Source organism: Staphylococcus sp. GDY8P131P (assembly GCF_017891975.1).
Taxonomy (GTDB): domain Bacteria; phylum Bacillota; class Bacilli; order Staphylococcales; family Staphylococcaceae; genus Staphylococcus; species Staphylococcus nepalensis.
The window spans coordinates 104,139-123,623 of sequence record NZ_JAESKF010000014.1 but is presented as its reverse complement, the minus strand read 5'-3'; the positions used below and the strand labels follow the sequence as shown (position 1 = coordinate 123,623).

12 protein-coding genes are annotated in these 19,485 nt (G+C 34.0%); 10 read left to right on the top strand and 2 right to left on the bottom strand.

Annotated elements, in window-relative coordinates; translation table 11 throughout:
• The first annotated feature begins 27 nt into the window (after window positions 1-27).
• From KA894_RS11020 to KA894_RS10990, 7 genes are all read left to right on the top strand, one after another.
• A complete protein-coding gene (locus KA894_RS11020; RefSeq protein ID WP_096808077.1) occupies window positions 28-1,515 on the top strand; it encodes an aldehyde dehydrogenase family protein in 1,488 nt (495 codons plus the stop codon).
• Window positions 1,516-2,023: 508 nt separating this feature from the next.
• Window positions 2,024-3,400 (top strand): LLM class flavin-dependent oxidoreductase, encoded by a 1,377-nt coding sequence (locus tag KA894_RS11015; protein WP_119488230.1) that lies wholly within the window; start codon window positions 2,024-2,026, stop codon window positions 3,398-3,400.
• Between the two features lie 17 nt (window positions 3,401-3,417).
• Window positions 3,418-4,917, top strand: coding sequence for a sodium:solute symporter family transporter (locus tag KA894_RS11010; protein ID WP_119488231.1), 1,500 nt, complete (start codon window positions 3,418-3,420; stop codon window positions 4,915-4,917).
• Between the two features lie 128 nt (window positions 4,918-5,045).
• Window positions 5,046-5,435 (top strand): tautomerase family protein, encoded by a 390-nt coding sequence (locus tag KA894_RS11005; RefSeq protein WP_119488232.1) that lies wholly within the window; start codon window positions 5,046-5,048, stop codon window positions 5,433-5,435.
• A gap of 407 nt (window positions 5,436-5,842) precedes the next feature.
• Window positions 5,843-7,261 carry a sodium:solute symporter family protein gene (locus KA894_RS11000; RefSeq protein WP_119488168.1) on the top strand — a complete coding sequence of 473 codons (1,419 nt, stop codon included), beginning with the start codon at window positions 5,843-5,845 and terminating at the stop codon, window positions 7,259-7,261.
• 286 nt (window positions 7,262-7,547) lie between these two features.
• Window positions 7,548-8,405, top strand: a complete 858-nt coding sequence (locus KA894_RS10995) for an arginase family protein (RefSeq protein ID WP_096808082.1) — start codon at window positions 7,548-7,550, stop codon at window positions 8,403-8,405.
• A 241-nt stretch (window positions 8,406-8,646) separates the two neighbouring features.
• Window positions 8,647-8,979, top strand: a complete 333-nt coding sequence (locus tag KA894_RS10990) for a winged helix-turn-helix transcriptional regulator (RefSeq protein ID WP_103372470.1) — start codon at window positions 8,647-8,649, stop codon at window positions 8,977-8,979.
• A gap of 352 nt (window positions 8,980-9,331) precedes the next feature.
• Here the strand turns inward: KA894_RS10990 and KA894_RS10985 are convergent, their stop codons facing one another.
• Complete coding sequence (locus KA894_RS10985; protein ID WP_119488167.1) at window positions 9,332-10,408, bottom strand: oxidoreductase; 1,077 nt, start codon at window positions 10,406-10,408, stop codon at window positions 9,332-9,334.
• Window positions 10,409-10,523: 115 nt separating this feature from the next.
• On the opposite strand from KA894_RS10985, the gene KA894_RS10980 reads away from it, so the two are divergent.
• Both KA894_RS10980 and KA894_RS10975 read left to right on the top strand, forming a co-directional pair.
• Window positions 10,524-11,375, top strand: coding sequence for a LysR family transcriptional regulator (locus KA894_RS10980; RefSeq protein ID WP_119488166.1), 852 nt, complete (start codon window positions 10,524-10,526; stop codon window positions 11,373-11,375).
• Between the two features lie 207 nt (window positions 11,376-11,582).
• Window positions 11,583-13,604: a hypothetical protein gene (locus KA894_RS10975; protein ID WP_119488165.1), complete on the top strand. Its 2,022-nt coding sequence runs from the start codon at window positions 11,583-11,585 to the stop codon at window positions 13,602-13,604.
• A 131-nt stretch (window positions 13,605-13,735) separates the two neighbouring features.
• Here the strand turns inward: KA894_RS10975 and KA894_RS10970 are convergent, their stop codons facing one another.
• Window positions 13,736-15,937: an amidase domain-containing protein gene (locus tag KA894_RS10970; protein ID WP_119488164.1), complete on the bottom strand. Its 2,202-nt coding sequence runs from the start codon at window positions 15,935-15,937 to the stop codon at window positions 13,736-13,738.
• Window positions 15,938-16,154: 217 nt separating this feature from the next.
• Between KA894_RS10970 and KA894_RS10965 the strand changes: the two genes are divergently transcribed.
• Complete coding sequence (locus tag KA894_RS10965) at window positions 16,155-19,004, top strand: YhgE/Pip domain-containing protein (protein WP_096808087.1); 2,850 nt, start codon at window positions 16,155-16,157, stop codon at window positions 19,002-19,004.
• Window positions 19,005-19,485 lie beyond the last annotated feature (481 nt).

The following is a 19,485-nucleotide window of genomic DNA, read 5'->3' as shown; positions in this document are numbered from 1 at the left end:
AAGCATTTAAACAAAGGAGAGATTTTAATGACAGTAAATAGTAAAGATTATATTGATGAGACTTATGGTTTATTTATAAATGGCGAGTTTGTTAATAGTGACAGTGGTGAAACGTTGGAAGTTGTAAATCCAGCCACAGGGGAAACACTATCAAGTATTGCAAAAGCTAATGATGCAGACATAGATAAAGCTGTGGCAGCAGCACAGGAAGCATTTGAATCTTGGCGTTTAACATCTAAAACAGAACGCGCTAATTTATTAAGAAAAATTAGCGATAAAATAATGGAAAACAAAGACAAAATTGCTACGATTGAAACGTTAAATAACGGTAAACCGATTCGTGAAACGGCAGGCATTGATATACCGTATGCTGCAAAACATTTTAATTACTTTGCAAGCGTTATCGAGACACATGAAGGTTCAGTTAATGATATTGATAAAGATACAATGAGTATTGTACGTCATGAACCTATAGGTGTGGTAGGTGCCGTTGTAGCTTGGAACTTCCCAATGTTATTAGCAGCGTGGAAGATTGCGCCAGCTATTGCAGCAGGTAATACAATTGTGATTCAACCGTCTTCCTCTACACCTTTAAGCTTATTAGCGGTAGGTAAGATTTTCCAAGAGATTTTACCTAAAGGCGTCGTTAATATCGTAACGGGTAAAGGTTCAGAATCAGGAAATGCCATTTTCAACCATGAAGGTGTGGATAAATTATCATTTACTGGTTCAACCAATGTGGGATATCAAGTAGCTGAAGCTGGGGCAAAACGTATTGTTCCTGCAACGTTAGAACTTGGTGGTAAGAGTGCCAACATGATTCTGGATGACGCAAACTTAGATTTAGCGGTTGAAGGTATACAACTAGGCATTTTATTTAACCAAGGAGAAGTATGTAGTGCTGGATCACGCTTACTCGTCCAAGAAGGCATCTATGATGAATTAATTTCAAGACTGAAAGAAGCATTTTCAAATATTAAGGTTGGCGACCCATTAGATGAAAATACGCAAATGGGCAGTCAAACGAGCCAAGAGCAATTGGAAAAAATCCAGTCTTATATTGACTATGCAGAAAAATCTAACGCTGACATTTTAACTGGCGGTAAACGTATAACGCGTAATGGTTTAGATAAAGGTTATTTCTTAGAACCGACATTAATAGCAGTTAATGATAATGATCATAAATTGGCACAAGAAGAAATATTTGGACCAGTGTTAACGATTATCAAAGTGAAAGACGACCAAGAAGCAATTAAAATCGCTAACGATTCTGAATACGGTCTAGCAGGAGGCGTGTTTTCACAAAATATTAACCGTGCATTAAATATTGCGAAAGCTGTAAAAACAGGTCGAATCTGGATTAATACGTATAACCAAGTGCCTGAAGGTGCACCATTTGGTGGTTATAAAAAATCAGGAATCGGGCGTGAAACATATAAAGAAGCATTGAGTAATTATCAACAAGTTAAAAATATATTTATTGATACAAGCAATGAACTTAAAGGCTTATATTAAAATGACCAAAACTTATACCACACATATGTATATCTAGATAAATTTAATATGGGGGTTTATTGTGATAAATACAATTAAAAGGAGGGGGGCCGTATTGCGGTCCCTCCTTTTTAATAGCTAAAAATTTTTATAAAAGCGAGCGCTCATCATTTCAAATTAAAAATTTATTTTCACGAATTTTAATGTTTATATATGGTTGCTATCAACCAAGGAATCACTTCCTGTAATAGGCATCGCTTCAGTAAGTATGATGCGTTTATTAACTTTCATTATCTGTTATTAAAATAAAAGTCATATACCATAAAACCCGACTATTCTTATAGAAATTATAATTTTAATATTGACGTCGTATATAATTTTAGCTATATTAACTAGCATAGATATTTTCAGAAAATTCTATTTATTAAAAATTTGTTATAGAAAATGAATAAAGTCATTCCTGATCTTTATATCCCCTCAACAATGAGTATAAATGATAAAAACAACTACAATATAGGAGGAATAATATATGCCAAACAAGCAGATACATTTTAACGGATTCGTGCAAAACTCTCCGTCTCCACATTCATCTGGATTATGGAAACATGAAAAAGATCAAGGCGCAAATCATAATCAATTAGGTTATTGGACAGATATTGCACAAACATTAGAAAGAGGCAAATTTGATTCTATATTTATTGCAGACGTATTAGGAACGTATAGTGTTTATAATGGATCGAGTGATGCTGCAATTAGACATGCAGTTCAGCTGCCTGCGCATGATCCGATACCTATTATTTCTGCTATGGCTGCCGTTACAAAACATATTGGATTTGCGCCAACAATATCTACCACATATGCGAAACCTTATAGTTTAGCTAGACAATTATCTACATTAGACCACTTAACAAATGGGCGATTAGGTTGGAATGTTGTAACTTCTTACTTAGAAAGTGAAGCCATTAATTTAGGTCTTAAAGAAAGGTTGCCAAAAGACTTAAGGTACAATAGAGCAGATGAATTCCTCCAGGTTGTTTATAAACTTTGGGAAGATAGTTGGGAAGATGGCTCAGTTGTTAATGATAAAGAAAGTGATATATATGCAGATGCTAACAAGGTACATAAAATTAACCATGGAGGTGAATTTTTTAGTGTTCCTGGGCCTCATTTGGTTGAACCGTCTCCACAAAGAACGCCCGTATTATTTCAAGCAGGCGCTTCAGAAAAAGGTAAAACGTTTGCAGCTAAACATGCAGAAGCGGTTTTTACAAAACATACTTCATTAGAATCATTAAAAAACTATGTCAATGATATACACACAAGAGCAGAAAAATACGGAAGAAATAAGGAAGATCTTTTGGTTTTTCCTATGGTGCTTCCTATTATTGGAGAAACTGAAGAAAAAGCCTATCAAAAATATAGAGCATTAACAGAACACATCAGTTACGAAGGCTCAGCTTCATTATTAAGTGGCCACACAGGCATTGATTTTTCTGAATATGACCCAGACCAGTATATAGAAGACATTGAGACCGAAGCCATGCAAGGTAATCTTAATATTTATACTAAAGACCCAAACTATAAATGGACCTTAAGAGAAGCTGTGAAAAACCACGGACTTGGAAATGGCACGGTTAAATTTATAGGAACGAAAGAACAAGTAGCAAATCAATTTGAAACATGGGCGATTGAGGGTGGAGCGGCTGGCTTTAATATCGCTCAGAGTTATTCTCCGGGCACATTTGAAGAGTTTGTTGATGAGGTTATTCCTGAATTACAAAAGAGAGGTTTATATAGAACAGAGTATGAAGGAAGCACACTTCGTGAGCATATGTTTGGCAAAGGTCATAAAACAATAAAAGAAAATCATCCAGCAAAAAATAATAAAAATGCACATATAAATTAAAAAAGGAGTAAAAGCGAATGGATGCAATTTCTCTTTACACATGGATAGGTTTTATATTATTTATGGTAGTCATGGTTGCTGTTGGTTATGTGAGCGCTCGTAAAATGAAAAATATCGCTGACTTTGCAACTGGGGGCGGCGCTATTGGCCCTAGAGTACTCGGATTATCATTTGCAGCAACTTATTTAAGCGCAGCAACTTTTTTAGGTTATCCTGGTTGGTCTTATGAATGGGGACTAAATAACTTATGGCTATTTTTAGCCATGTTTATCGGTGGACCCACAGGTGTGTTAATGGTCGCTAAAAAAGTACGAAAATTGAATACAAAGCAAAAATCTTTATCGCTTCCAGATTGGTTGGGGGACTTCTATAATAGTGATATTTTACGTGTAGGTACGGGTATTATCTTACTATTTAATATTTTCTATATCGCTAGTCAGTTTGTTGCAGGCGCAAGGATTTTTCAATATTTACTGGGTATGTCATACTTTGGTGGACTTGTTTTTATCGCAGTTATCGTTGTATTGTACGTTTACGTTGGAGGCGCGCTTGCTGATATTTATACGGATGCTATACAAGTTATCATTATGGCAATTGCAGGTGTAGTGGTCTTTGTTTCTGGTGTTGTCATCTTTTGGAAAGGAAGTATTACAAGTACGTTCTCTGGTATCGTTCATAATCTAGGTAATCAAAATGAAAATTTAGTTAAAGTGTTTAATCCAGACTCTGTACATTTTAACTCTTTTAGCATGGTTTTAGGTGCTATCATCATACAATGGGCGTTTGCTTCTGCGCCTCATTTATTTAATAAGATATTAGGTCTTAAAAATGAAAAAGACTTAGGAAAAATGATCAATACGTATGTTATTGTGACCGGTCTTTGCTTATTAGTATTGTTCGGGGGCGTATTCAGTCGTGTAGCACTTGGTAATAGTATTGAAACTTCAGATTTAGCGCTTCTTGAATATATTATTTGGGCTTTCCCAGCAGTGATTGTAGCACTTTTTGGCGTGGTTATATTGGCAGCAGCTATGTCAACAACAGATGGCTTATTTGTATCTATTTCCACAGTTTTCGCGAACGATATCTTTTTGAAATTTTTGGTTAAAAGAAAAATTGTTAACGTTAGTGAGGCAAAAGCCAATAAAATTGCATTTCAAATTAGTAAAATCAGTGTGCCTGTTGTCGGTTTGTTATCATTTTTATTAGTATTACAACCTCCAAAACACATGAGTGATATTATGTGGATCGGTATATCGGGTATTGCTGCCGGAACTTTAGGGCCTATTTTACATGCTATTTATGCCAAGCATAAAGCGCCAGCTAGAGCTGCAGAAATGTCTATGTTTGTAGGCTTAAGTTCGTACTTAATTATTTATTTTGGAGGGATTATCCCAAGTACTATGTCAGCAGGTGCAGTAGCAACATTTATAGGTATAGCAACGATTACAATTGCTTCATTTGTAATTAAGGTTAAAGATAATAAAAAATATGCTATAGAAGAAGGTAATAATTAATGTTTGTTAATGAAATGCTAACAATATGGTTGTACGGATTTATAGGAATGTTTATTGCAGTAATCATTGTATTGAAAATTGCATATACAGATAAATAGATAGACGAATTATTTTAAAGGAGAATGCATATGCCACTAATAAAATTAGATATGATTAAAGGTAGAGAAAAGGAAGAAATTAAACGTATTTTAGATATCACTTATGATGTAATGTTAGACGCATTTCAAGCGCCAATTGGTGACAGATATCAGATTGTTAACCAACATGAGGATTATGAAATGCAAATATTAGATACAGGTTTAGGTGTTTCTAGGACGGAACTTGTGATTGTATTTACTATAATTACAAGGCCTAGAACAAAGAATCAAAAAATTGAGTTTTATAAAAAGTTAGCAGAAGCATTAAATGAATCATTAAATATACGTAAAGAAGATATAATGATTAGTCTCGTTGAAAATACGGATGAAGACTGGAGTTTTTTCAATGGTAAAGCCCAATTCCTTACAGGCGATTTATAATATGAGAAAACTTAATTTCAATATAGGTGAAGCGTTAATTAACTATATCGTGCGATGTAAGCCTTTCAAAAATTAATTCAACGTGTAGTAAGCTAGGAAAAGAACCTTATACAACAAGCCGCCAACAATTAAAATTACATTGTTGGCGGTTAAAATTTTGTATGCATATTTTCATAAATTAACATTAGTAAAGGTATTTCTACTCAATATAATATCTGTGAATATTAAATTATTAATAAATAAAATTAGAGTATTTTTAAAATTTAGAATACATGATATTGACTTTTTTAAAGAAAAGTTCAATAGTATAAAGGCGACTTTAATCATACAGATTTAAGTAAAGTTTAATTTAAGTAAAAGTAACAATAGGTTTAACTATTGTAATATATTTATGAGGTGAAATTGTAGTGTTTAATAGTAATGAACAATTTACTTTAGGTTTAATTATCACGGTTTATTTTATTTTTTTAATGCTCATGTCTTTATACATAAAAAGAAAAATTAAAACGTATGATGACTATAATATGGCGAGCAGGACTGTCTCCATTATTCCATTGATTTTAACATTCGTTAGCACGGGCGTCGGAGGAGCTACGTTATTAGGCTATATGGAAAATGGATATACATTAGGTATGGGACAACAGTGGATTCATATCACTATGATAAGTGCGGTTATTGTCCTTGCTGTATTTTTCTTGAAACGCATCAGGCTATTAGGAGAACAACATAATATGGTAACAATCGGTGACTATACGGCACTTCGCTACGGGGAATCAGCACGTATCCCTACGGTGCTTAGTTTCCTTTTTGCTTATTGTGCGATGACAGGCATGCAGTTTGTTGCGATTGCTTCTATTTTAAATTTAACGACGGGACTAAATATGACAACTGGAATTATAATAGGATGGATTTTGCTAACGATAAAAACGTATTTGGGCGGCTTAAAAGCGGTCGTTTGGCAAGATGTTGTTCAAGGTCTCATACTTACGGTTGGTATTGTAGTTTTATTTTTTGTGGTGATTTATTATTCAGGAAGTTGGAGTAGTATTCAAGCCAACGCTCAAAATAGTAACCAAAATCAAATGTTAGATTTTCTTAATATTACGCCTAATGAAATTTTAATCTATCTTTTAACATTAGCGTTTTATCAATTTATAAGACAAGATGTTTGGCAACGTATTTGGGTGGCCAAAAATTTGAAAACGGCAAGAAATGGTTACTGGATTTCGATGATTATAGCTGTGTTATTAGGCGCCATGACTGTATTTATTGGTGTATATAGTAAGTTTGGTTTGAATTTAAATATAACTGAAACACCATTGGTCTATTATCATGTTATTCAAGAAGTATTTCCATTTCCTGTAGTCGTAATCATGATTATAGTATTATTAGCAGCAGTCATTTCAAGTGCTGATTCCTTCTTTATTGCAGGTGCTTCATCGATTGCTAACGATATTATAAAACCAAACGTTAAAAGTTTTAGTCAAACGAAAATGCTATTATATAGCAAAATCTCGGTTTTAATCGTATCTGTGATTGCTTTAGTGTTGTCCCTCATGATTCCTGGGTTAGTAGATCTTATGGTCACAGGCACTGCGATGTCCGTGTCAGGTTTGCTAGCGCCTGTAGTTTTTGGATTGTTTTGGCAAAAACCTTCAAAAATGGCAGGTAATATATCAATGTGGAGTGGACTGATATCGGCAGTCGTTTGGCAATTGCTTGGTCATCCGTTTGGCCTCCATCCAATCTTAATTGGCTTACCACTTTCAACTATAATATTATTACTTGTAACATTATTCGGAAAGCAAGATTACGTTCGTGTTTAAGGTACCCTATATATTATAGATTTGAACGGAAATTCATTATATAAAATCTAAAAATTAAATAGCACATATGCATTCATATACTTAAAGCGTTCAATATTGTTAGATAGACATAATTGAACGCTTTTTCCTATTCAATTTTAAAAAAGCGAATAACTCAAAACGGGTCTACTATCATTTAAGATAGTAGGTGGCATAAAAGTGCATACTTACATCAAATTATATGAGTAATATAATAAAGGTAGGTTAAGATAATCAATAACGAAATATGAAAAGGGGAGAAAGAACAATGGCTAATAGTACTTTACGTATGTTGATGCCACAGTGGCAAGGTGGAAATAATGAGGCAGGATATGCTTTAGGAGCAGAACTCTTATCGTGGTTAGCGCCAAAAAGCGATGACCCTTTAGTAGAGGTACCTATAGAATCAGACCCTGAATTATTAAAAACTGAGGAAGGTGTAGTTGCACGGCAGGCACTATTAAAACAATTGCAATCAGCAGAACATTTAATAGAGCAACATCAACCAGATAATATTGTAATATTTGGTGGTGACTGTTTAGTTGGACAAGCACCTTATGCTTATCTTAATGAACGTTATGGTGGGGATGTCGGTGTGTTATGGATAGACTCGCATGGGGATATTTCATCCCCGAAAGAAATGGAAAATGCCAATACAATGGTATTAGGTAATTTGTTAGGAGAAGGAGATCAAGCATTTGCTGACAAAGTGAAAATGCCATTGAAACCTCAAAATGTTATGTTAGCTGGTATTAAGCCAAAAGATTATGAGGCTGAACGGATTGAAGCATTAGGCATCCAAGTAGCATATCCTGAAGATTTTGAAGGAGATAGTGATATTGTTATAAAATGGATAAATGATAACAGTATTAGACATTTAATCGTTCACTTTGATGTCGATATATTGGATCCAAACCGATTCCGTTCCCAGATTTTTGCCAGTCCAGAACCAATTTCTATCAACTGGGCTGAAGGTGAAATGAATTTGGGGCAAATTGGCAGGCTCATTGACGATGTTTCTAAGCATACCAGTGTCGTTGGTTTAGGTATTACAGAACATATGCCTTGGGATGCTAATGCGTTACGTCATCTATTGAGCAAATTACCGTTGTTAAAAAATGAGTAACTAAAGGGGAAGGGATAGAAATCATATTTTTATAAAATGATTTCTTCACTCCAATCCATCAAGTATGTGTAGGAAAAAAGAATACAAAAGCTGAAGTTATTGTATCAATGTCTATTTAAAAGTTGGATATAAGTATATTTGCATTTTTATTGTTTACTGCTAATACGATATTTAAGGTTGAAACATGATTTATGTTTCAACCTTCTTTAGTGTTAAAATAATGTATATGGGTGGTGATTTAATGAGTATGCAAGCATTTCATGGGAAAGTAAAAAATATTGACGATACGCCTTTTGGTTATACAATGTCTATTATCGGTGGTAAATGGAAAATGGTGATTCTCTATTTAATAGCTGAAAATGAAAAGGTTCGATTTAACGCGCTGAAAAGAATGATAGGTACTATAACTTATAAAACGTTAAGTACACAGTTAAAAGAATTGGAAGCAAACGGCATTATAATTAGAACAGAATACCCACAAATACCACCTAAAGTAGAATATTCACTTTCAGAAAAGGGCAAATCTTTAATCCCAATTTTAGAAACTATATGTGAGTGGGGCCTAGATCATTAAATAGGATAAAAACAAAATGTATTAAAATTTAACTATGTATCGTTTTAATTTATATCAATTTTTTTGACACTTAAATTATAAAAGCCAGAGATCAAAAGAACTAATGCATCTCTGGCTTTATATTGTAATTGATTAAATATATAGTTGTTTTACTAATCATGTGAGTTTACTGTCTTTGGCGTATAATATAGCTTAATATCACAGGTTAAAATTTGGCTGGCATACTGAACGCTATCTGCAGATACTGCTTCAAAAAACATGCTTTACTAAATTTAACAAACTTATATGACAATAATTTTTACCAATGAAAAATGCCATATTAAAACTGGAAAAATTTCATATAATTAATAAATTATTTTAATTCAAAATCTTTAAGCGTTGCGTCAGGGTTTAAAATTTTATCTGGATTGAATTCATTTAAAGATTGATTTGCATGTATTTTTTGAGGCAAAGTATGATTGGCTAAAGCAGCTTTACCAAGCGCAATTAAATCAGCTTCTTTATTTTTAAGCATACTTATGGCCGTTTCAATATCCTCTAAATGCCCATTTGCAATAATGGGAACATCAGTATGACGTTTAGCGAGAGCAGCTAACGAAAGCGTATTATCATTGAAAGCAGGTTGCCAAGCTTTATACTCTGTTGTATGGATATAATCAATGCCGGAGTCAGCTAGATTTTCAAAAATAACTTGAGCATCCTTTTCGCCACCTTCCCATTTGTAGTCAAAATCATTTACCTTACTTTGAGAAATACGGATACCCACGATAAAATCCGATGAGACTTCTGACTTAATAGCTGTAATAACTTCTAATATCATTCTGATTCTATTTTCTAATGAACCGCCATAATCATCATTTCTTTGATTGGTATACGTAGTTAAAAATTGATCTAATAAATATCCATTTGCAGCGTGGATTTCAATACCATCAAATCCTGCACATTGAGCATTTTTAGCAGTTTTCACAAAACTTTGTACAACATCCTTTATACCATCAACAGATAAAGCTTCAGGCGTTGGATATTTACCTTCGCCATTATACATTGGGCTTTTTTCTCCTTTAGGCACAATTGAAGAAGGTGCGACAGAAGTATAACCAAATGCGTTGCCATGTACGAGCGCGCCAGCATGCATAAGTTGAGCAATCATTTTAGAGCCGTTTTTATGCGTTGCATCCACGATATTTTTCCAAGCATCGATTTGGGTTTGAGTTACAAGACCAGGTTGGTGTTGGTACCCAGGGCTATGTGTTTCATCTATAAAAAGACCTTCAGTAATTATTAAGCCAAAGCCACCTTCAGCAAAAGAACGATAATAATTCAACATCTCAGATGTAGGGATGCCTTTTAATGTGGCGCTAATACGTGTCATAGGTGCGAGAGTTATTCTGTTTTTAACATTTAAAGTATCTAATGGTTGAAAAAACATTCAGTTCTTGACCTCCTCTAATAAATTCAATAAATCCATTTTAACTTTAGTCATGAGTTTAGTAAAATTGAAATCATTGAATCATCTGTTCAATATTTTTGAAGGAGGAACACAAATGGAATTTCGTCAATTAATTACTTTTAAAAGTATTATAGAACATGGAGGTTTTAAAGAAGCGGCGGATCAGCTAGATTATGCTCAATCTACTATAACCACACATATAAAAAATTTAGAAGAAGAACTTGAACACGAATTATTTAATCGTTTAGGTAATCATGTCACGCTCACTCACTATGGTGAGAAATTATTACCTTATGTGAAGCAATTACTACAAATCTACTATCAAATTGAGGATTTAGATGATGCACCAAAAGGCCGACTAACTATAGGTATATCGGAATCTTTAATGATATGTAGAATACCAGAAATTTTAGAAATGTATAAAAAAAATTATCCTAAAGTCCAAATTTCTTTGAAATCCGTAGCACCTAACGATATTAAAGCACATCTTCAAAAAGGTGTTATAGATTTAGCACTTATATTAGAAAATGAAAATTGGCAAAATAAACTTTTTTATATTGAAAAATTAAATACTGAAAGAATGATTTTAGCTTATAGTAATAGCAAGCAAAATTTAAATACAGCGTTATACTCAGACCAATTTTGCAGTTATCAGCCAATGCTGAAAGAATACTTTAAAATTAATTCTTGGGACGTACAAGATAGCTTTGAATTTCAAAGCATTGAAGCGATTAAACAATGTGTAGAACACGGATTAGGTATTTCAATTTTCCCCTATTTTTCAATAAAAAAAGAGTTGGAGCGTAAACAATTTACTGGAGAAGCAGTAGATGTAAATAACAAAGGCATTGCGACATTTTTGGTCTATCATCAATCTAAGACATTGTCATCATCAGAAATAGCAATGATTGAAACCATTAAAGCTTGTGCTCAAAGATGGTATTGATAGTGTAAATATAAAACGATATCACTAAAACATTAATAGACACAAGAAAGGAATATAATTTATATAATTATTAAACGGGAATATTAACAAATAATGGTTTTTGGAAAGTGATTTTATTAATAAAACCAATCAAGATGATATTGGCCTTTGAATAAAATGATATAACCGATATAATGGGGGAGAATAACTAGGGAAAAGGTGAATTTAATGAAACAGATAAGCAATCATCATTTAAATAATAAAGCCAGATTAAATCATCAATTTAAATTATCCAGTATCGCACTTATTATGAGTACTACTTTAATTGGATATGGTTTGACCCCAGTATCATCAGCAGAGGCAAAAGATAAGACTGATTTGAACATTGAAACACATTTGGATAACGCACAATCATTAGAAAAACACATTCAAGCAGGTAAAGAAAAAATTGAAAAATTAAAGCATATTAAAGGCAGTCAAAAGCAAGCTGCTATTCAAGACATGACGGATGCTAAAAGTATAGAAGAAGTTAAAGAAATATTGAAAAAAGTCAAAAATGATAACAATGAAACCATCAAAGAACATAAAGAAAATAAAGCATCTGCTAAAGACGAAGGACAAGATGATGCTACTATAGAAGAGGAAAATAAACATACGTCATCTGAAGGCAAGGAAAATGTCGAGTATGCGCTAGATGACCGAAAACAACCAATTGCTAATAAAGAAAATTTTACTCATAGTGAACCAACAGACAATAAAGCCCTAATAAACCAAGATAATAGTCAAGCGCAAACGTCTGATGTGCGTACACCTAGCAAAGATACAAAACAAAACATAGACCAATTGGTTGATGATGTGGTTACCTTGTCTAATAAAGTTGACGGGGGTAAACTAAACAACCGCCCTAAAGTATCACAGGAGGCCAAAGATAGTGAAGAGGAAGGCAATCCAACTACAATCTCAGAAAAGGATAACAACACTGTTGAAGGGAACGACCCAAACAGTGGTGTATTAAAAAATACGTCTTATGCTGAGCATAACCCAACGCCACAATTAGAGGCAATTAAAAAAGATATTGATAAAGTGATGACAAGCCATTCCCAAGCAAAAGATCATTTAGATGATTATGTCGAAAATAAAGCTGCGAATCTACAAACATTAGAATCTAAGCTTTCTGAGCGAGATTCAATATCGGCTGAAAATAAAGAGAAATTGAAGGCAGAAATAAAGCAAACAGAGCAAAGTTTAAAAGAACAAGATGATATTGTATTGAATCATTTAAAATCTGTAGATAATAAAGAACAAGCTGTTAAGAATATTGTTAACGATACATTTGACGAAAAACGTGCCCAATCTATATTGGAACGCATAGATACAGATGGTAAAACAGACCAACAAATTGCAAGTCAAGTGATTAGTCAGTTAGATGACTTATCTACGACTACGAGTGATGATATTTTACAATCTATGTTTAATGAAACAACTGATAAAGAAGCGTTAATTAAAACCATATTATCAACACAATTAGACCATACGGATGCATCCGAAATCGCTGAAAAAATCATGCATGACAATCCCACTAATGATCAAATTGTAGCATTAATGAAACATTATTTCGGCGACAATGTTACAAGTGATGATATTTTAGAACAGATATTAGACCAATCTCAAAATAAACGTAAAGCTTTAGAAACGATGTTGGCTACTCAATTAAATGATGCGAAAGCTAAAGCGCTTGCTGATGTTATTGCTAAAAAAGAAGACGCTAAGCATAACTTAGTTGACTTAATGAAATCTGGCGTTGATCAGCAGTTGAATGATTTATTAAAGGTAGATAAAGATATAAGTCAATTTAAAGAGAATATACATGGTATATTCGAACCATTAAAACATACACCAAATCTTTCGAATACATTGAGTGGCAGCTTGTTAGACAAAGATATAGAAATACCGACATTAGGTAACGATGTACAACGCTTTGAAACGCCAAGTTTATTAAGCGGTTTACTCAGTGGCCACAATATATTAGATGGCGTCCGAGATATACCTAACCCTTCACCTGGCCGCGCTTTGTCTCTGGGTGGATCAGAAGGTTTTTTAAGTGGTTTGTTCGATGATGAGGGTAATTTCTCTTTACCTGATGCAGGCACCGTAGCTAAAAAATCAACCATCCCATTTGGCGTTGTATTGCTAGTTGTAGGTGGCGGACTCATATGGTTTGCTAAGCGTAAAAAATCAAAAGAATCGTAAATTATAAATATATGGAACGTGGGCCAGACCGTTCACTATAATATAAGTGAAATGCGCCATTCAAAGTGAACACTTGTAAGTGAAACTTTTGAATGGCGCATATTTATTTTGGCGGAAAAAGCCATTTTAAATTAATTGTTTTTACCTGTAATATAACTTAATTCCTTTGCATCATCTGCATCGATAGTTCTATAAGAAACGACACCGAGCCCTTTAACGTTGGACTCTGAAATAATGATAGAACCATCATCATTAACTTTTTCTACAAAGGCTACATGACCGTACATCGCATCTGCACCCTGTTGGCCTGCCTCAAATACAACGGCGGTGTGTGCTTTTGGCGTTGAAGCCACCGTATAACCTTTTCTCTCGGCGCGATTATTCCAATTTCTTGCATCACCTAAGTCTCCACTCACAAATTGGTCGAACTGTGCCATACGATTGTAAACATACCACGTGCACTGACCGTGGGGGTAAGGCGTATCATTTGTAGTTTCTGAAAATGGTTTGAAATCTGAATCATCATTGTCGTTATTCACTTTATAATCATCTAAATTCGGCATTTGTTTATGATCTAACTGTGTTAAGTCATAGTGTTTGATAATACTGTTCAATTTGTCTGCGTATTGTGAATCAGTCGCGTATGTGGTAGCTAAATGGGCAGTCGCTGAACGGTAGCTATGCGCTTCACTTTTCCACGTCGGTTTGTAAATATTTTGATTACCATCGATGCCTTGTTTAATTAATGTAGCATAATCTTCTAATGATTCTTTTTCACTTGGATAACTACGGAAGTTTGCTGAGATTTGGAATGTATTGTTTCCATTATCTTCAAGTGTGTTGAACTTAGCTGACTTACCTTCGTAAGTACCTTTGATACCAAACAAATTAAAATGAGGTGAACGCGCAAGCATACTCATGCCTGAATCTGACTCTAATATGGCTTGAGCTATCATCACAGACGCGTAAATGTCTTCATTTTGCCCGATGTCATGTGCATCTTGTGCGATGTTTTTAATGAAATCACGTGTGTTTTTATTTTCAGTTATGGTTATGTTGTTTGCAGCATTATCATCGTCTGATAAATTTGGCCATTGTTGGAAAACGGCAGTAGATCGTATATCAGATTGATTGATGTCGTGCTCAAATGATTGAGTTGGTTTTTCCTTTTTTGCTAATTGTGATTTAGAAGGTAACTGTGGATTGGCCTGGTTGTTTGATGTTTGTTTGTCAGAGCTACTTTTCTTATCGTCAGCATCTTCATTCGATGCACTTTCTTTTTGAGCGTAATACTGTTTTTGATTATTTTTAGCATCCTCACTGTATTCATCTAAGATTGCTTCTAATACTTTATCGTCAGATGATGAATCTGATTGGTCCCCCGTTTTGACGTTATTATCGCGCTTAGGTGTTTCATTCTGCTGGTCATTTAGATTATCATCGTCACGATTTGCATTCTCATGAGATTGTTTTTGTTGTGAATCTAATTCAGTATCGTCGTGTTGTTGGTTTTTAGCATCTGTCAGTTTGTTTGAGTCACTACCATCATCCATATCATTGTTTTCTGATTGATGCGTTGTATCTTCGATATCGTTGTTGTTAGTATTATCTTGTTCTTGTGATGTATCCTCATTATTTTCTTCTGGATCATCTGCATTTCCATCGTCATCACCGTTAGCATCTATCGTATTTGTATCTTCTGGATCTGTTTGATCAATCGACGTAGGATACGTTGTTTGGTTATTGCTGTCTTCATTTTGCGCATCGTTTTGTTCTATAGGGGAACTTGATCGCATTGTATCATTATTAGAAAATAATTGATCTAATAATTCAGATAAACTGTGATTATCACGCTTCAAAGGCGCTGGTTTAAACATATCTAATAGATTTGAACGGTAATCAGATGCGGATACGTCCCATGTATTTTCAGTTGAATTGGGCGTAACTTTGTCAGAAGATGTATGTCTATCGTTTTTATGACTGGCATTACGTGTACCGTCGTTAGGTGTTTCATTATTTGTACGATTTTGTTTCTGTTCACTATTTTGTTTATCATCATTAGATTTATCTTTCGCATTGTCATCATCATTAGACGTATCTTTTGCGTCATCAGATGTCTCTTTTTCAGTATGACTGTTTTGAGATGAATGCGATTGATCAGATTCAGATGGTTTAGATTGTTCCTTATCCTGCTCTTTATCCTTATGCGCATCATTTGATTGGGAAGCCGTCGTGCTTTTTTCTGACGTTTCGGCATTAACATCGTTGATAGGGAATGATGGAATAAGTAAAGAAGTTGAAAGCAAGCAGACTAATAATTTTTGTTGCTTCATGAAAATACCTCTTTTCTAAAATATATTATTTACTATGTACAAACTAGCGTTTGTCTTGGTACACTAGAAACAGTCTCGCATTTAGTTGACGCCTATCAACCATAAATTGAATAAATTGTATTAATGCATTCAGTATATCAATTTATATGTAATAAACAAATAGTAATTTGAATTAATATAAGAATAGATAAATAGATACAGTTTCAGAGGTGTATAAATGAAAAACGCAATAAAATTATTTTTTATGGATTTAAAAAAGATTGCTAAGACGCCTGGTGTTTTAGTCATTTTAGGCGGTTTAGCATTGCTTCCTTCATTTTATGCTTGGTTTAACTTGGAAGCGACATGGGATCCATATGGTAATACTAAAAATATTAAAGTTGCCGTTGTGAATGAGGATAAGGGAGATACAGTAAAAGATAAAAAGGTGAATGTGGGTAATCAAATTACCGATACCTTAAAGAAAGACGATAACTTTGATTGGCAATTTGTAAGCCGGAAAAAAGCTGATCATGATTTGAAGATGGGAGAGTACTATGCTGCCATTTACATACCAGATAAGTTTACACACCAAATTACTGGCACACTTCGAAAAGACCCGCAACAAGCCGATGTAGAATATAAAGTAAACCAAAAACTTAATGCCATTGCACCGAAAATGACCGATGCTGGTACGAGTGCTATTGTCCAAAAAGCAAATGAACAGTTTAATGAAACGGTGACACAAGCGCTATTAGATGAAGCAAACCGACTAGGTGTGAAACTTGAGGAAGAAATTCCAACAATCAATAAAATTGAAGACGCAGTCTCTAAAGCTAATGAGGCTATGCCAAAAATTAACGATTTTGCAGATACGCTTATATACTTAGATGAAAACCAAGATCAAATTGACGATTACGCTGATCGATTTAGAGAACTAGGTGACTATAAAGGCGAAGTTATAGATGCGGCAGATAAGTTAAATCAAGTTAATGCTGCAATACCTGCATTAAATGAGCGCGCCAAATTGATATTAGCATTAAATGATTACATGCCAAATATTGAAAATGCGCTTAATGTTGCCTCTAACGATGTGCCAGAAGCCTTTCCAAAAATAAATCGTGGCGTTGACATTGCAAGTGCTGGAGTAGATGCAGGCTTACAAGGGCTGAATGATGCACAAGGTTATTTACCTGCGATTCAGCAACGTGTTGAAAGCTATCAAGAAGTCGTTGATAATGCGCAAGATGCAAATCAAAATGTTAATAATCGATTACAAAACAATATGCAAACTGAGCAACAAAGTACTACGGTATCAGATCGTTATTCAAATATTAAAACTTCGCAAATAAGTAACAATCAAAGCGACAATAATGAAAACGATCAGAATGAAACAACGGTAAGTAGTAAAGATGTCAGTGCAATGACATCTTCCTTATCAGAATCGCTATTATCGCTATCTAATTACACCGATAAACAAGCTGAAAGTAGCCAAGAAGACATAGAAGCATTGAAAAATGTTACGTATGGCATTTTATCTACAGATAAACCTAAAGATTTCCAAAAAACGTTAGATCATATTAAATCTAGGCTCGAAGTCACAAGCAAATCTAATCAGCAATTTATAGATATATTATCAGAGCTAGAAGAGAGAGAAAACGTGGATTTATCAGATGAAATTCAAACATTAGAATCAGCAAATAACAGGATTAACAATTTAATTAAAAACCAAAATCAACTCAGTGACGCACTTTCAAATGGAAGTTCAGGTAAAGCAGAAGCAGTAGAACTACTTAAAGATCTACCACGTGTAAATAGTAGCCTAGATGATTTAAGGCACTATATTAAAACCGAATTAAACCAAAGATTGCTCAACATATCTAACGATATAATGTCCGTATTAAACGAGGGTGATACGAGACTATCAACAGTTCAATCGAAATTAAATACGATAGATCAAGTGATAAATTCTGGAGAAAGTATTTTAACTGCTGGCAAAGATAGAATAGAAACGATTCAAAGTGCACTGCCAGTTATTGAACAAAGTTATATGGATGCAATGGAAATTGCACAAAATGCTTACCCGCAATTTGAACAAAGTGTTGCGAACGCCGCGTCATTTATCGAAAATGATTTGCCAGGTTTAGAACAGCAGTTGTCTGATACAACAGCGACGGTAAATAATACAATACCTACACTATTTAATCGTTATGATCAATTAGTAGATATTTTAGATGCGAATCAACCACGGGCTAAAGAAGGCTTACACAATTTAGCAGATTTCGCACGTAATCAATTACCAGACGTTGAAAAAGATCTTGCTAAGGCGAATGATCTATTTGATGAGATCGAAGATGATGATGCAGTAGATAAAATGGTAGATTTATTGAAAAACGATTTAAAAAAACAAGCGAACGTGATTGCTAATCCAATCGATATAGACCAAAAAGATATATTCCCTGTGAAAGACTATGGTTCAGCGAGTACGCCATTCTACACAGCGTTAGCCATATGGGTAGGTGCGTTACTAATGGTGAGCTTATTAACGACAGATAATAAACACCAATCATTAGCGCCATATCTATCGACAAGAGCAATATATTTAGGTAAAAGTGGATTGTTCTATCTGTTGGGTATCATTCAAGCACTTATCGTATCTATTGGAGATATAGTGATACTGAAAGCGCAAGTGGAATCAATTGGTTGGTTTATTGGCATCTCAGTATTCTCTTCCATCGTATTTGTTTCAATTGTTTATACTTTAGTATCATTGTTAGGCAACCCAGGGAAAGCAATTGCAATCATTTTCCTTGTTCTACAGATTGCAGGTGGTGGAGGAACGTTCCCTATTCAAGTTACACCAGAGTTCTTCCAAGCGATCCATCCTTATTTGCCTTTCTCTTACGCAATAGACGCATTAAGAGAAGCGGTTGGTGGACCTGTCCCTAAAATTTTAACTGAAAAATTAACCGTACTCTCATTATTTGGTATAGGATTTTTATTAATTGGCGTCATCTTTAAGCCGATTACAGATCCATTGATGAGAAAAGCAACTGAAAAAGCAGAAAAAAGTGATGTAATGGAATAGTACCGTAACGATATAATATATACGATTACCAAGCCCATTCATTGATATTTAATATGAGCGCGAGCCAGAAATCTTTGTAGCGACATAGATTTCTGACTCGCTTTTTGTGTTTGATAGGTCGTTTAATCATTGAAAAGAACTTAAACGATGGTTAAATGAAATTATTTTATAAATGATTCAATGCGTTTCTTCATAAAATAATATGTATGCCAATTAACTAAATATGTAACTGATTTATAAATTAAACGCTGCTATCTATAGTGATTAAAGTGTTTAATTTAAGAATTATTGGCAAAATTAAGACTAATATGTTTTTTAAAAATATATTTAAAATAACTTATTTTGATTTATACAGAACAGCTTATTTCTTAAACTGTATTTTATATTTCGCCGATATAGTTAACTTAAATAATGTTTTGGATTAATTGATATGACGACGACGTTAAATAAATTAAATCAATTTAATAAGGGGAACATAAAG

What these genes read in the sequence shown, in the direction of transcription:
- KA894_RS11020 (WP_096808077.1), top strand. Translation starts at nt 28, where the DNA reads ATGACAGTAAATAGTAAAGATTATATTGATGAGACTTATGGTTTATTT.
- KA894_RS11015 (WP_119488230.1), top strand. Translation starts at nt 2,024, where the DNA reads ATGCCAAACAAGCAGATACATTTTAACGGATTCGTGCAAAACTCTCCG.
- KA894_RS11010 (WP_119488231.1), top strand. Translation starts at nt 3,418, where the DNA reads ATGGATGCAATTTCTCTTTACACATGGATAGGTTTTATATTATTTATG.
- KA894_RS11005 (WP_119488232.1), top strand. Translation starts at nt 5,046, where the DNA reads ATGCCACTAATAAAATTAGATATGATTAAAGGTAGAGAAAAGGAAGAA.
- KA894_RS10995 (WP_096808082.1), top strand. Translation starts at nt 7,548, where the DNA reads ATGGCTAATAGTACTTTACGTATGTTGATGCCACAGTGGCAAGGTGGA.
- KA894_RS10990 (WP_103372470.1), top strand. Translation starts at nt 8,647, where the DNA reads ATGAGTATGCAAGCATTTCATGGGAAAGTAAAAAATATTGACGATACG.
- KA894_RS10985 (WP_119488167.1), bottom strand. Translation starts at nt 10,408, where the DNA reads ATGTTTTTTCAACCATTAGATACTTTAAATGTTAAAAACAGAATAACT.
- KA894_RS10980 (WP_119488166.1), top strand. Translation starts at nt 10,524, where the DNA reads ATGGAATTTCGTCAATTAATTACTTTTAAAAGTATTATAGAACATGGA.
- KA894_RS10975 (WP_119488165.1), top strand. Translation starts at nt 11,583, where the DNA reads ATGAAACAGATAAGCAATCATCATTTAAATAATAAAGCCAGATTAAAT.
- KA894_RS10970 (WP_119488164.1), bottom strand. Translation starts at nt 15,937, where the DNA reads ATGAAGCAACAAAAATTATTAGTCTGCTTGCTTTCAACTTCTTTACTT.
- KA894_RS10965 (WP_096808087.1), top strand. Translation starts at nt 16,155, where the DNA reads ATGAAAAACGCAATAAAATTATTTTTTATGGATTTAAAAAAGATTGCT.